Annotated in this window: 12 protein-coding genes, 1 pseudogene and 1 other annotated feature; of the genes and pseudogenes, 1 reads left to right on the top strand and 12 read right to left on the bottom strand. The window is 41.1% G+C overall.

Annotated elements, in window-relative coordinates; translation table 11 throughout:
- Positions 1–35: 35 nt before the first annotated feature.
- The 9 genes from rplL to mecA form a co-directional block, all read right to left on the bottom strand.
- Positions 36–404, bottom strand: coding sequence for a 50S ribosomal protein L7/L12 (gene rplL, locus SOR_RS03790; RefSeq protein ID WP_001196964.1), 369 nt, complete (start codon positions 402–404; stop codon positions 36–38).
- 74 nt (positions 405–478) lie between these two features.
- Positions 479–979 (bottom strand): 50S ribosomal protein L10, encoded by a 501-nt coding sequence (rplJ, locus tag SOR_RS03785; RefSeq protein WP_001287274.1) that lies wholly within the window; start codon positions 977–979, stop codon positions 479–481.
- 38 nt (positions 980–1017) lie between these two features.
- Positions 1018–1153 (bottom strand) — a sequence feature (ribosomal protein L10 leader region).
- A gap of 62 nt (positions 1154–1215) precedes the next feature.
- Entirely contained in the window at positions 1216–2475 is a 1260-nt protein-coding gene (locus tag SOR_RS03780; protein ID WP_000870433.1) for a TRZ/ATZ family protein, read from the bottom strand.
- A gap of 106 nt (positions 2476–2581) precedes the next feature.
- On the bottom strand, positions 2582–4330 hold the full coding sequence (locus SOR_RS03775) for an ABC transporter ATP-binding protein (RefSeq protein WP_001254283.1): 1749 nt from the start codon (positions 4328–4330) through the stop codon (positions 2582–2584).
- Positions 4287–6056 carry an ABC transporter ATP-binding protein gene (locus SOR_RS03770; protein ID WP_000681680.1) on the bottom strand — a complete coding sequence of 590 codons (1770 nt, stop codon included), beginning with the start codon at positions 6054–6056 and terminating at the stop codon, positions 4287–4289. Before SOR_RS03770 ends, SOR_RS03775 begins: the two co-directional genes overlap by 44 nt.
- A 59-nt stretch (positions 6057–6115) precedes the next feature.
- Positions 6116–7054: a peptide-methionine (R)-S-oxide reductase MsrB gene (gene msrB, locus SOR_RS03765; protein WP_041170845.1), complete on the bottom strand. Its 939-nt coding sequence runs from the start codon at positions 7052–7054 to the stop codon at positions 6116–6118.
- Between the two features lie 100 nt (positions 7055–7154).
- A complete protein-coding gene (thrB, locus tag SOR_RS03760) occupies positions 7155–8024 on the bottom strand; it encodes a homoserine kinase (RefSeq protein ID WP_000692415.1) in 870 nt (289 codons plus the stop codon).
- Position 8025: 1 nt separating this feature from the next.
- Positions 8026–9312 carry a homoserine dehydrogenase gene (locus tag SOR_RS03755; RefSeq protein ID WP_000216341.1) on the bottom strand — a complete coding sequence of 429 codons (1287 nt, stop codon included), beginning with the start codon at positions 9310–9312 and terminating at the stop codon, positions 8026–8028.
- Between the two features lie 147 nt (positions 9313–9459).
- A complete protein-coding gene (gene mecA / locus SOR_RS03750; protein WP_000782701.1) occupies positions 9460–10200 on the bottom strand; it encodes an adaptor protein MecA in 741 nt (246 codons plus the stop codon).
- A gap of 122 nt (positions 10201–10322) precedes the next feature.
- Between mecA and SOR_RS03745 the strand changes: the two genes are divergently transcribed.
- Entirely contained in the window at positions 10323–11801 is a 1479-nt protein-coding gene (locus tag SOR_RS03745) for an oligosaccharide flippase family protein (protein WP_000789712.1), read from the top strand.
- 45 nt (positions 11802–11846) lie between these two features.
- Here SOR_RS03745 and SOR_RS03740 read toward each other — a convergent pair.
- The 3 genes and pseudogenes from SOR_RS03740 to SOR_RS03730 all read right to left on the bottom strand — a co-directional run.
- Positions 11847–12191: pseudogene (locus SOR_RS03740) on the bottom strand (N-acetylmuramoyl-L-alanine amidase family protein); the annotation flags it as partial.
- 180 nt (positions 12192–12371) lie between these two features.
- Complete coding sequence (locus SOR_RS03735; protein WP_000942449.1) at positions 12372–13082, bottom strand: LicD family protein; 711 nt, start codon at positions 13080–13082, stop codon at positions 12372–12374.
- A 3-nt stretch (positions 13083–13085) separates the two neighbouring features.
- Positions 13086–15239 (bottom strand): LicD family protein, encoded by a 2154-nt coding sequence (locus tag SOR_RS03730; RefSeq protein ID WP_000622810.1) that lies wholly within the window; start codon positions 15237–15239, stop codon positions 13086–13088.

Below are 15239 nucleotides of genomic sequence, written 5' to 3'. Positions count from 1 at the left end.
TATATGTTTTTTAAGCTACTAATGTAGTTGCTCTATTATTTAAGAGTAACTGAAGCTCCAGCTTCTTCCAATTTAGCTTTGATTTCTTCAGCTTCTGCAGTTGGAACGCCTTCTTTGATGACACCTGGTGCACCATCAACAAGTTCTTTAGCTTCTTTAAGTCCAAGACCAGTGATTTCACGTACAACTTTGATAACGCCAACTTTTTTGTCACCAGCAGCTGTCAACTCAACGTCAAATGAGTCTTTAGCAGCACCAGCGTCAGCAGCACCAGCTGCAGCAACAGCTACAGGAGCAGCTGCAGTTACACCAAATTCTTCTTCGATAGCTTTTACAAGGTCGTTCAATTCAAGGATTGAAGCTTCTTTAATTTCAGCAATAATGTTTTCAATGTTCAATGCCATTGTTATTTCCTCCAAATAAGTTTTTAATTTTATAATAGTTTTTTCGTAGCTAAGCTACGCTGCGTAGCTTAAGATTAAGCTGCGTCTTCTTTGTTGTCTGCAACCGCTTTGACTGCAAGAGCAACGTTGCGCACTGGCGCTTGAAGTACAGAAAGGAGCATAGAAAGAAGTCCTTCGCGGTTTGGAAGAGTTGCAAGAGCAACGATTTCTTCTTTAGATGCGACAGCGCCTTCGATTGCACCACCTTTGATTTCAAGTGCTTCAGCGTTTTTAGCAAAGTCGTTCAAGATTTTCGCTGGTGCGATAACATCTTCGTTAGAAAATGCTACTGCAGATGGTCCAACAAATACTGATGCAAGATCTTCAAGACCAGCTTTTTCAGCTGCACGACGCAAGATTGAGTTTTTAATGACTTTATACTCAACTTCGCTTCCACGAAGCTCACGACGAAGAACTGTATCTTGCTCAACTGTCAAACCACGAGCGTCTACAACGACGATAGATGCAGCAGCTTTCATTTTTTCAGCTACTACGTCAACTAGTTCCGCTTTTTTAGCAATAATTGCTTCACTCATTAGTGTGTTCACCTCCGTAATTATTTTGCTTGGGGAATTTTTCCAAAAGAAAAACGCGCCCAAACCTAGACACGAAAGTACAATACGCTTCTTTTTACATGATACGTTTTGTCCTCGGTAGGATATTTATGAGTCGAGCTCCCCTACTGTCTTAGGCAGTTTTTTCAAACCATATATAAGTATAGCATAGACAAAAAAAGAATGCAAGATTTTTGCAAACTTTTTTTGAAATTTTTTTAAATCTCTACTGTCAAAACTTTGCCTTGCTTAACCACCTGTTCTCCAGCGATATAAACATCATCAACATCACTGGATTTGACTGCATAAACGAGGTGAGAGAGCATATTTCCCTGAGGTTGGAGATGGATTTTTCCTTGTGGTTGAATCACGAGAAAATCTGCTTGCTTGCCAACTTCCAGACTTCCTATCAGGTTTTCCATTCCAAGAACCTTAGCACCTTCTATCGTCAGAGCTTTGAGAGCTGTTTCGATAGGAAATTGGCTGGCATCTCCACTTTTCATCTTCTGAAGAAGGGCTGCGGTCCGTCCTTCCTCAAACATATCTAGATTATTATTGGAAGCAACCGAGTCAGTCGCAATTCCGACTGCTACTCCTGCTTTTTGAAGTTGGATGATGGGAGCAATCCCTGAGGCTAGTTTGAGGTTACTGATAGGATTGTGGGCGACAGCCACTTGAGAGGTTGCCAAACGTTCAATTTCTCTCTCGTTTAATTCGACCCCATGAGCAAAGACAGACGGATGATCTAAGTAACCTAGTTCTTCTATAAATGCGAGGGGACGTTTGCCGTATCGTTTCAGGATAATTCCTGATTCCTCCTGGGTCTCCGCTACATGGATATGGATAGGAATGTCTAGCTCTTTTGCCATATCTAAGCTCGCTTCCAGCAAGTCTCTACCACAGCTATACGGAGAATGTGGAGCTACCATAACCTTGAAATTTGGATTTTCATATCCTAAGATTTCCTCTATAATGGCACGTGTTCTGCTTATGGTCTCAGCAGTTGTTTCTGTCTCTGAAGAAAAGAGGGTCGGTGAGAAATAACAACGCATCTTGGAAACCTTGACTGCCTGATAAATCTGTTCGATATCCACACCATTGGGATTATACATATCGTTGAAGGTTGTTGTCCCTGACTGGAGCATCTCCGTCAGAGCTTCTTTGACTGCCTTGGTAGTCATATCGGGAGTAAATCCTGCTTCTGCTGGCCAGATATAGTCATTGAGCCATTCATGGAGATTGCTGTCATCCCGAATCCCTCGCAAGCCTGTCATAGCAGAATGGGTATGGCAATTAACCAAACCAGGTATGATCCAGGCTCCCTGATAGTCTATAATCTGCTCAGCTTGCTCTAAAATATCTGACTCATCTTGGCCGACATAGACGATTTGAGAATCCTTAACAACCAAGATACCATCCAGATAGACATGGAAATCTTGGTCACAAGTCACAATATTTACATGCTGATAGACTTTCATTGGTTTTCTCCTTCTAAGGCCTTGATTTTTTCTAGCTATTGTAACAAAAAAGTCACCCGAAGGCAACTTTTAGTATCATTAAGATTTTAAAATAGATAGGAATGGCTTATTCAGAGCTAAAAGCTGAAGCTTTTTGCATCTGGTAATATTTGCCCTTTCTAGCCATGAGATCCTGATGGTTACCTTGCTCAACAATATCACCATCTACCAAGACAAGAATCAAATCCGCATCCTGAATAGTTGACAAACGGTGAGCAATGATAAAGCTTGTGCGCCCCTTCATGAGTTTGGCAAAGGCATCCTGAACTAGCACTTCTGTCCGTGTATCAATGGAAGAAGTCGCCTCGTCTAAGATAAGAATCTTAGGAATAGCTAGAAAGACTCGGGCGATGGTTAAGAGCTGGGCTTGGCCGACAGAGAGAGATTCTCCTGCATTTTCCAACTTAGTATCGTATCCCTGCGGCAACTGTTGGATGAAAAAGTCTGTATTGGCTGCTTTGGCAGCAGCAATCACCTGCTCCCGACTGGCTTCAGGATTTCCAAAGGCAATATTGTCATGAATGGTCCCTTGCTTGAGCCAGGTTTCCTGTAGCACCATACCAAACTGCTGTCTCAATGATGCTCGGGTATAGTCATAAATCGAGTGACCGTCTAGCAAGATATCTCCCGAGTTAATAGGGTAAAAACGCATGAGGAGATTGATGAGGGTTGATTTGCCAGCACCTGTAGGACCAACGATGGCCACCTTGCTACCAGCAGGAATATCAATGGATAAATCCTTAATCAAAACCTTCTCAGGATGGTAGCCAAAAGAAACATGTTTAAAGGAAATAGCTCCCTTGACTTGGTCACTGGTCAAAACTTCCTTACCTGTTTCAGCAACCTCAGGACTTTCTAAGACAGCATAGACGCGCTCTGCACAAGCGAGAGCACTTTGCAACTCAGCTAGAACTGAAGAAATATCGTTAAAGGGCTTGGTGTACTGCTGAACATAGTTCAAAAAGGTCACTAAACGTCCGATAGTCAAGGTTGAGCCCATCATGATACGATAAGCTCCCACTCCAGCTAAAAGCGCGTAAATGAGCGCATTGACAAAGCGAGTCGAAGGATTGACTGTTGAAGAATAAAAGATGGCTGACTGAGAATAGCCTGCGTAGTTGGCATTCGCCTCATGCAATCTTTGGATAAACTCTCCTTGAGCATTAAAGGACTGGATAATGGTCTGTTGGCTAAGCGACTCTTCAATCAACTGAGTCTGAATCCCCCTCGTCTCTGTTTGCTTCTGGAAGAGGTGATAAGATCTCTTGGCAATAAAGCGTGAAATCACCATGGACAGTGGCGTCAACAGCAAGACCAAGAGGGTCATGAGGAGATGAATTTGGAGCATAGCTAGAATACTGACTAAAATCATCAAGACACCAATGAAAAATTGGTTAAAAATCATGGTCAAGCCAGCCGCCAACTGTTCGATGTCCGTGGTTACACGACTAACCATCTCCCCGCTACCTTGTCTATCCACAAAGGCAATCGGTAAACGATGGAGCTTATGGATGATTCGCTCTCGCAAGTCTCTGGTATAAGAGAAGATTAGACGATTATAGAGGAGAGGATTGGCCCATTGTACCAGTGTATTTCCTATTACCACCAAGATCATCTGGAGAAAAATCTGCCAAAAAACTGGTGAAGAACCAGCCACCAGGACCTGATCAATGACCTGCCCAATCAAGATAGGTAGATAAATTGATAAGCCAACTTGGGCAATCGTTCCTAGAAAGGCTAGGAAAAGGAGGAAGGGATGGCTTGCTAAATCCTTAGCCAAACGTTTGAGCGTCTGGTTTGCAGTTTGTCGTCTCATGCTCTTCCTCCTTTCCATGTTGGGATGCATTGATTTCGCGATAGACTTGGCTAGTTTTTATCAAGTCATCGTGCTTGCCAATAGCTAGTAGCTCACCTTTTTCCAAAAGGAGAATCTGGTCAGCCATCTGTAAAGTTGAGGTTCGTTGAGAAATCAAGATTAAGCTCGTGTCTGGCAAATTTTCTCGGATAGCTTTCAACAGCTTGGACTCTGTGATGGTGTCGAGAGCTGAGGTCGCATCATCTAGGATGAGAAATGGAGCTTGGCGCAAGACTGCTCGGGCGATAGACAGACGTTGTTTTTGCCCACCTGAAAAATTTCGGCCTCCTGCTTCAACTAGGGCATCCAAAAGTCCTTCCTTTTCACTGACAAAATCCTTAGCTTGCGCAATCTCCAAGGCCTGCCAGAGTTCTTGGTCAGATACTTCTCGATTGAAACCCAAAGTCAAGTTGGAACGAATAGTTCCTTTAAAGAGTTCGACCTTTTGGGGCACATAGGCAATCCAAGACCGCCACTGCTCAAGATTACGAGGACTACGTCCATTTCGATAAAGGTCAATGCTCCCCTTGTCTACTGGATAGAGTCCAAGTAAGACTTGCACCAAGCTTGATTTACCAGAACCCGTTCCCCCAATGATACCAAGGATTTGCCCCTGCTTCATATCAAAGGAAATGTCTCTCAGAGAAGGCTGGGCCGCATCAGGATAGGTAAAGGTCAATTCTTGGACTTGTAAAACTTGCTCGCTGGTAACTATCTTTTGTTCTAATTCTGAATGAATATCTTCTGGAGCCTCGTCAAAGACTTCCTCGATTCGCTTGGCTGAGATATAGGACTGGTTGAGGGAATTGATCAGCATGGCGAGCTTAACCAATTCCACCAAAATCTGCAAGAGGTAGTTGATAAGAGCAATCAGGGCACCTTGACTGAGTAAACCTCCTTGAATTGAAATATATCCCTGCCAGATGATGACGAGAAGGGTTCCATTAACAATCAGATAGGTCAGAGGTGTTAACAAACTAGACCAGAAACCCGTCTTTTCTTGCAATCTAGCATAAACTTGGTTAAGGGTTTGAAAAATTTGTAACTCTCGTTTTTCCTGACCCAAAGCACGAATAACTCGCATCCCTTGCAATTGCTGGCGCGTTTCCTGAACCAGTTGGTCTGTTTTCTTTCTGAGACTACTGTAGAGAGGATTGACCATTCGAGAGAGACCGACAATAACGATTGTCAAAAAACCAACCATGACCAAAAACCAAAAAGTCAGCTCAGCTGAGATGCGATAGGCCATAAAGATTGCACCAAAAACGATAATAGGCGCTCGCAAAAAGAGGCGCAGGAATTGATTGATACCAGTCTGTATCTGGTAGGTATCAGAAGTCAAGCGGGTCACCAAGCTAGAAGTTGTCAAACGGTCTCTGCTGTTCTTAGATAAAGAAAGAATATGACGATAAAGGTCGTCTGTCAGTTCTTTGGCAAAACCAACCGCTGCCTTGGCTGAGTAAAACTGAGCTACCAAAGCCACTAAAACGCCAATCACTGCAAAGATAAGGAGTAGGCCAATCTGAATCCAGAGGTGCCCTTGATATGCCTGAGGTAAAGACTGGTCAACAATCCCAGCAATTACCATGGGAACCAAGAGCTCAAAAACAGCTTCAAGCAACTTGAACAAGGGAGCTAAAATGGATTCTTTGATATAGGGTTTGAAGTAAGATAGTAAGTGTTTCATAGATCCCTTCTATTCTTATTCTGGAAATGAAGAAAGTGGGAAGCGCCCACCCTCTCTGTTTATTTGTTTAAGTATGGCAATAAATAGCCGTATCCTGCTTCTTCCATCTCATCCTTGGCTACAAAACGCAAGGAAGCCGAATTGATACAGTAACGGAGGCCACCTAACTCACGAGGTCCATCTGTGAAAACATGCCCCAAGTGAGCATTTCCTGACCGAGAACGAACTTCGATTCGCTCCATTCCATGACTCAAATCCTTGTAGTAGTGAATCAACTCCTTAGAAATCGGACGACTAAAACTTGGCCAACCACAACCTGAAGCAAACTTATCCTTGGCAAAAAAAAGTGGCTCGCCAGTCGTGATATCTACATAAATCCCTTCTTCAAAGGTTTGGTCATAGGCATTACTAAATGGAGCCTCTGTAGCAGCTTCTTGGGTGACACGATAGGACTCTTCAGTTAAACTGTCCTTTAACACCTCTTGACTAGGCTTTTCATAGTTTGCCACATCAATCAATGGCTTCTCAGCATCGGTCACATCGATATGACAGTAACCTGAAGGATTCTTCTTAAGATAGTCTTGGTGGTAGTCTTCCGCCAGAATATAGTGGCGAAGTTTCTCCACTTCTACTGCAATCTTTCGACCTAGCATGCGTTCCTGCTCCTGCACCACAGTGTAGATAGCTGGCAAGTCTGCTTCATCTTGGTAATAAATCCCCGTTCGATATTGACGACCACGGTCATTCCCTTGCTGATTGATAGATAAGGGATCGATGACTCGGAAATAATAGAGCAAAATCTCTCTGAGTGACACTGCTTTCTCATCGTAGATCACTTGAACAGTCTCTGCATGGTCTGTTTCCTTGAGCAGCTGGTAATTGGTCGTTTCGACCTGCCCATTAGCGTAGCCGACACTGGTTGCTAGTACTCCAGAAATACGGGAAAAATATTCCTCTAAACCCCAAAAACAACCACCTGCTAGATAAATTTCTGCCATCTTTATTTCTCCTTTATCAAGTTCTTTGACTAGACTTCTTTTCAAAAAAAGGACAGGAAGCCCTCTGTTCAAGAGTTTCCCCATCCTATCTTCTATTTCTTTACTTTGTTTCGACACGGACACCTTGGGTGTCAACTTTCAAATCATGAAGTTTGCCTTTGAAAGACTGCTTTTGCAATTCTGCCTTAATCTTCGGCATCTTGTCGTGAGAAGCCAAGACCATAACTGTCGGTCCGGCACCAGAGAGATAGGTTGCATAGGCACTATTCTCTTTGGCTACTTGCTTAATCGTCGCAAATTCTCTCACTAGGTCCTGACGATAGCGCTCATGGAAGAGGTCCCCCTCGATTGCTTGCCCAGCAGTCACCATATCTCCTGCTAACAAGGCTGCAACGGCCACATTGGCGATAGAACTAGCTGCAACAGCTTCCTTGTAGGACAATTTCTTAGGAAGGACACCACGACTGTCTCGGGTACGCAGTTCATAGTTGGGAATATAAGCTAAAAAATCACACTCTGGGAAGTCTGCTACGATAGCAGAAACTTCTCCGTCAACAGAGCTCGCAACAACAAGATTACCATAGATAGCTGGAGCCACATTGTCAGGATGCCCTTCAATCTTGGTCGCCAGCTGCAATTTTTCATGGTCAGATAAGTTGAGATTGCCCAGTTGGTTAGCCAGTTCAATTCCAGCAACGATAACCGAGCTAGAAGAACCCAAACCACGCGCCAAGGGAACATCACTGGTCATTTTCAAGCGTCTCGGTTGCAAGTCAGGCGCAATTTGCAAGGCAATCTTAAGCAAAAGATTACGCTCGTCATGGGGAATCCATTTGCCAATCTGGTGTTCAATCAACCACTCATCCCGTTCTTCACAGACCTCAATTTGAAGATACTTGGTAACAGCTACACCGACCGAATCAAAACCTGGCCCAATATTGGCACTGGTTGCAGGTACAATAATCTTCATCCTATTCTCCTAACACCTTGAAGGTATTCAAGAGGTCAAATTCTGAAGCTTTGGCCAACTCAGCTGAAACATTCTCAAGTTGTGCTTTATTGATCTTATGTGTAATAATGACGACACGCGCCTTGTCACCCTCTTTGCCATCTTGGAGGATTTGCTTGAAGGAAATATCTTGAGCGTTGAAAATCTCAGCCAATTTCAAGACCTGACCTTTTGAGTCTGGAGCCAAGATTGAGAAGTAGTAATTAGCTTTGACATCTTCTGGATTAGCCAAGACCAAGTCACGGCTATATTCGTTGAAGTCTTTACCAATAGTACCATCATTCAAGCGACGAACGATACGGACAATGTCCGCTACAACACTTGTTGCAGTTGGTTTTTGACCCGCACCTGGTCCGTAATACATAGATTCACCAATACCGATAGATTCTACAAAGACTGCGTTCATTACCCCATTCACACTGGCAAGTGGATGTGCTTTAGGTAGGAAGGTTGGAGTCACTTCTGCAGCAATACCTGAAGGAGTTTCCTCGATAGAACCAACCAATTTCACTACATAGCCCAAGTCTTGAGCTACAGCTACGTCTTCTGGTGTGATGTTACGGATTCCCTTGTGGGCTACATCGTCAAAGGCAACCTTCATACCAAAAGCAAACTGGCTCAAAATCACCATCTTGTAGGCTGCGTCAATCCCATCCACGTCATTTGTAGGATCGCTTTCTGCAAAACCTAATCTTTGTGCTTCAGCCAGAGCATCATCGTAAGACCAGCCTTCTTCGACCATCTTGGTCATCATGAAGTTGGAAGTTCCGTTAACGACACCAAGAACGCGCGTAATTTTGTCAGAAGCTAATGAATTTGCCAAAGTACGAAGAATTGGAATCCCACCAGCTACTGCCGCTTCGTAGTAAAGTGCTACATTATGCTCTTTAGCGATTTCTAACAATTCTGTACCATGGACAGCCAAAAGGTCCTTGTTAGCAGTAACAACGTGTTTCCCAGCTTCTAAGGCACGAGTGATAAAGGTCTTAGCTGGTTCGATACGCCCCATCAATTCCACTACAATGGTAACATCTTTGTCTGCTAAAATATCATCTACATTGGTCACAAAGTTAAAGTCATTCCCTGCTGCAAGCAAGCGATTCTTTTCATCTTCATCCTTGACCAATACCTTGGCTACTTCAATCTCAGAATGAGCTGATTGGATGATTTTTTCTCCATTTTCCTTTAGGAGGAAAGGCACGCCACTTGCAACGGTACCAAATCCAAGTAAAGCAATTTTAACTGTCATGTTTGTCTCCTAGAAATTTTCTGATATAGCCATTATAACAGAATTTTATGAAAATTCCTATTATAGTAAATCACTATTTCAGTCTAGTAAAGAAAAAACGAATCCCATGATTCGTCTTTCTTGATAAATGAAAATTGATTTTAAAAATTATGAATGAATCTTTTGCAAATTAAGAACTGCATCGTGATTGATCAAGATTTGCCCATACTCTTGCAAAACTGAACGACTGATGTCACTATCATCTGCAAATTCACGCATACGAGCCAAGAGCCAAGCCGGATATGGACTTGGATGATTTTCCACATCGACTAAGATTGTCAAATAGTAGTGTCCATTCATCTTATAGAGTTCAGATGTTTCCATCTGGTAGTTAACCGTCTTTGCAAAAGAAACCAAGTCAGCTAACTTCGCAAAAGAAAGGATGTAGTAGATGTAAGGTTCTTTCTTATTCTCAGTCTCCTTGTCTGCCTGCTCTTGCTCTTCTTCCTTTGCTTCGACCTGCTCTAGAGATTGGATGGCCTCAATATCGTCCTTGGTTTTATCTGCAATGCTCTTTTCCAAGGTTTTGAGAAATTCATCCGGCGACATTTGGGCTAATTCTTCCATGTCTGGTAGATCCGCCAAATCTTCAAAATCCAAATTTTGGTCAATCTTGGACTTGGTCACAAAGACGTCGACCTTATCAGGTTTTGGCGTCACGCGGAAACTCAGCATGCCACTATCCAAGAAATTGTCTGGCATCTCTAACTCATCTAAAATAGCATAGAAAAACTCTTCGGTTTTTTCCTGAGGAACGAGAAAGTCTGCAATCTCCATTCCCCGATCCATCAAATCATCTAAAGTCATCGTGATTTTCAGTGTTGTATCACTAATTTGTTTCATCTTCATATCTAGTAACCTCATACTTTCAGTCTATCTATTATACTAGATTTTTACGATTTTATCAAAAGAATGAAGCGAGAATGTGATATAATACTAGATATGATTTTAGATTTAAGAAAGAAAGTTCAATGAAAAATATAAAAGTAAATGCCTTAGCCAGCTTGCTGGTCAATATTCTCAATATCGTTTTTCCACTGATAACCAATCCTTATCTGACGCGGATTCTCAGCAAATCCAATTACGGTTATTTCAATACAGCCAATACCTGGGCAAGTTTCGTTATTCCACTAGCTGCCTTTGGAATATACAACTACGGGATTCGAGCTATCAGTAAGGTCAAGGATGACAAGAATAAAATCAACTACGTCTTTTCTAAGTTGTTTTATATCTCGGTTTTCACCTCTCTCCTGACGACAGGTATCTACTTCCTCATTATCTTCTTTGACACCAGCATTGAGAATCTGAAAGTCCTGTACTACATCCTAGGGGCCCAAGCACTCTTCCAATTTCTCAATATCGAATGGATGAACGAAGCGTATGAAAATTATTCCTTCATCCTCTATAAGACATTGATCATCCGGATTGCCATGCTGGTCGCTATCTTCACCTTTGTTAAAACGGCAGATGATATCGTTCCTTATGCTATCGTTATGACAGCAACCACTATCTTCAACTACCTGCTCAGTTTTCTTTGGATTAAGAGAGAAGTTTCCTTTGTTAAGATCGGTCTTGTTGAATTAGTCAAAGCATCTAAACCGCTCTTGACCATGCTACTCTTAGCGAACGCTAACATGCTCTATACCTTGCTTGATAGAATGTTTATCACCAAGGGACCAGATGAAAACTACATTTCTTATTACACCATTGCTTCTAGCATCGTTATGTTGATTGCTAGTGTCTTGAGTGGAGCTATCAACGTTAGCATTCCACGACTCGGCTACTACCTCGGTAAGAAAGACTACAATTCTTATAAAAATCTTCTGAATCAAGGAGCTGCTCTCTTCTACTTCCTCATCGTTCCAACCAGTATTGGGATTATGGTATTAGGGAACTACGCGGCAGTTATCTACTCTTCTGAAAAATACCTCGAAGCTGGAATCGTGACTAGTGTCTTTGCATTTCGTACCATCATCTGGGCTATCGAATTGATTCTTGGTAAACAAATTATCTTTATCAATGACCACGAAAATCGCTTAACAGCCTTCTACTTCCTTGGTGGCGGAGCCAATATTCTCTTCAACTGCCTCTTGTATTTCAATAATATTTTCGCACCAGAGTACTATATCGCTACGACCATTCTTGCGGAGACTATCGTCGTTCTCCTGGAAATACGCTTTATCCAGAAACACCAACTGATTGATTTGAAAGAAATCTTTGCTACTCTGACACGTTACACTATTGTATCCCTTGGATTCATCCCTATCTATTTTGCGTTTAAATTTCTTTTCCAAATCAACTCTTATACGGTCAACTTCAATATGGTTCTCATGGTTCTGTCTACCGTAGCAACTTGTGGTATCTATTACCTCTTGACCCTCTTTATCACCAAAGACAAAACACTCCACTATGCACTGAACCTTGTACTTGCTAAATTAAAACGAAATTAAAAAATCCCCTACTGATAAATTAGTTGCCAGTAGGGGATTTCTTCTTTATTCTTTTTCTTTCTTTTCAGAAGCGTTGGCTTCTAGATTTGAATCTTGTTTAGGTTGTTCAACAATAGAGGAATCAGCTTCTTGTTTCTGTTCTGGCTTGACTGCCTCGCTATCTACAGCAGCAACAGCCTGTTTCCAGATACCTTCTTCGTTTACTTTGTAACCATCAGGTGTTGTTGCGTTCTTCAACAAAGAACCATCAGCTTGGAAATAGTACCAATTACCATCAAGCTGTTTCCAACCTGTTTGCATAGCTCCGTTCGGACCAAAATAGTAGGTCTGAGCATTCACCGTATGAAGACCGACCAACATGGTTCCACTTTCTTTTTCAAGATAATACCACTTCTTTCTTTGATAGCGGAAGCTAGGATGGAAGATTCATCCTAGTAGCAACTTTTCTAGCTTCTTTCCGTCATTATAAGACAAAAAGAGGGAAGGATAATCCTGTTTGTTACACTAGAGTAGGGACTAGAGTTAACAAGGAAGAACTTCACCATCCCCTCTTTTCTTGTATTTCCAAGTTTACTTTTTCAAAAGTACTTTAGCCAAATTAGCATCTTTTTGTTTGTAAATTGGATTTTCTTTCCAGTTGTAGTGGGTGTTAGGGATTTCAAAATCCTCCCCATACAAGTGACTGATGTAGTCTCTTGTATTTTCTGGAACTTTTACTAGAATCTCTTTAAAACTGCATTCAGTTAGTGCTGTAAAGGGCAATTCATAGTGGTAGACTTCATATCTTGTAGGATTTCCCAAGGCATTTGTCATGTAGAAAATAGTATCTGAGGAGATGGCATCCTCCTTTTTATCATAGACAATAAAATCCACATTGAGACCCTTGTAACTATAGGATAATTCTACAAGCTTATCATTGTAATAGAACTCTTTTGTTCTGACAAAGCCTTTCTCCAAAAGAACTTTCTCATCCCTTAAAAAGGCTTCATAGTCTGGGATAATAATCCCAAAGTCCATATCTAAATCATGCGGAATCAAATCATTTTCCCTGTAGAAACCAAGTAAAGTCCCAAAGTCTAACCAGATATCATAGGTTTTCAGATTCGATTGATAGATTGCCTTTAGAATATCTTCAAAATTTTCTTTGAGCAAATTGCTTCTCTTTGAATCCAAGTCGATATTGGCTTTTTTATTTAAACTCTTGATAATAGGCAGGTTTTTAACCAGGTCTTTCTTATCTCCTAAGAGGCTGGCTAAACTTCTTTTTAACCATTGTAACACCTTCTATCCCTCCTTTATATAAGCGAGGAAGTCATCATGCTTCACTCGTTTTTCTAGAGGAGGAATTTCCATAAAGTCATCTCCGTAGATGGCAGAAAGGATTGGCTGATAGGCCTCAGGAATTTTGTAAACTCTATCTTCAAATGGACTGTCAATCGTCGTATCCAAGAAGGACTTGTCAAACTTCGTAGAAACTCTTTTGTTCTCCATGAGGTAGTCAATGAAGTCTCCATCTTTTTCTTGCATTGATAGGGTATTCATCTTTTGGTTCCAAGTTTTGACACGAGTCAGACGAAAAACAAGGACAAGTAGATATCTGAAAACATTCTTGAGTTTCGCATTCTTATTATGAATGCCATAAAGGGTATAGACTGATAAACGACGGTAAGTATCTAGTTTTACCATGTCCTTGTTAACATCAGCATAATAGTCAAATGGGAAAACATCCACACAAATCCCTAAATCAATATCATTTTCGATATAGTTGTTATCATAGACAGTTCGCGCATCATAGACTCGATAAAATGGGTAAGGGTAGCGAGCGTCATTTTCCCAAGAAACAACCTTGTAGACAGGATCATTATCTTGCAAAATAGCTTGATACAATTTGTCGTATTCATCGCGTTTCAAAGAGATATCAATATCGTCATCCCAAGGAATGTAACCCTTGTGTCTCACTGCTCCCAGCAAGGTTCCATAAGCCAGTGAATAGTTGATGTTCTCTTTTTGACAGAGATTGTGGATGTAATCCATGACATCTAGTTCAACTTCTTTGATTTCTGCTTCGTCTAGCTTTCTGTAGCCATCTCTTTTTTTATAGAGAACAGAAAAATAGTAACCTGAAATCACAAACAAGATACAACCCTGTAGAGAAATTCCATAGAAGGTTGAACTCAAGAACAAGTTAGAAATGAGAATAACAACAGTCATCAACAGAATGGTGATCAATTCATGATTGTGGCGACCTTCTTGAAGGTCTTTTTTATATTTCTTAAGACTTGAAATGATGAAGGAAAGCATAAAGATAGCCATAGGGATAAAACCTGTGATACCATCATAGAATAACAACTCAAGGTAGCCGTTGTGAGTAAGATAATGTTGTTTGATGATATAGGCAGAAGCATCATATTCTTTACCTAACTCATACCAGTTTCCTCCTGAATATCCAAACAGAGGACGTCTAGGGATAAAGGAAGCTGTTGACTGCCAAATGGCAAAACGGTTATTGGAGATATTCTCTTCACTTGTGTCAGTTCTCTCAAGAGAAAGATTATTGTCTCCATTTTGTCCATTTTCTTGGTTCTTTTGGATTTGAGTTGAGTGAGCTTTCAAGTATATATCGCTACTATATTTGATACCATTATAGCCGACAAATACCAATCCTACTGTCACTAGAACAGTAAGAAGTGACTTAGTTTTTTTAGACCAGTTAGCCGTCATCAAAGCATATAAGAAAGCAACGACTACCAAACAGATATAGGTTGTCCTTGAACCTGACAGTACAATATAAGCAAAATTTAGCAGAATTGATGAGATAGCCAGAGTTTTAAGGACTGTATTGTAGAGTGACAAGCGCATCCACAAATAAATAATCACCATCAAAGAAATAATAGAGAGATAGTTGGGACTGGCCAGAATCCCAAATAGACGAGACTCTACAAATCCTTGGCGGATCAATAAGCCCTTGTAATCCAATACGCGGTAGCCCTGCAGCATGAAGAATTGCCAAATTGATACAAATACACCTATAGTATTTGCAACAGTGATAACTGAAAAGAATACATCAAAGAGGGCACGCGCTTTTTTCACTGTGAAAGACTGAAAGGCTGGATAAAGTGCAAAGAAATAGATGAAAAAGACAACTAAATTCTTTATATTAGTTGAAAATCCATACTTGACAACTAAGGCAGCTGTCAGGATATTCATTAGAAAAAAGAGAATCAAATACTCAATTTTTCGGACATTCAGATAGACTTTTTTGATAAAGAAATTATAAAGTCCCAACAAAACACCCATGAGGGTCATGCCAAGAGTGACAAATTTATTGGCCGAGATTGGCTGAAGTGGAACAATCAAGCCTGCCATACAGTAAAAAGATATAACTGATAAAAATAGCAAATTGATTTTAAAATAGTTTTTTTCAATAAATGAAATCAT

It is taken from the genome of Streptococcus oralis Uo5 (assembly GCF_000253155.1).
In the GTDB taxonomy this organism is placed as follows: domain Bacteria; phylum Bacillota; class Bacilli; order Lactobacillales; family Streptococcaceae; genus Streptococcus; species Streptococcus oralis_L.
The sequence above is the reverse complement of the archived record's forward strand: the minus strand, read 5'-3'. Positions and strand labels throughout refer to the sequence as shown.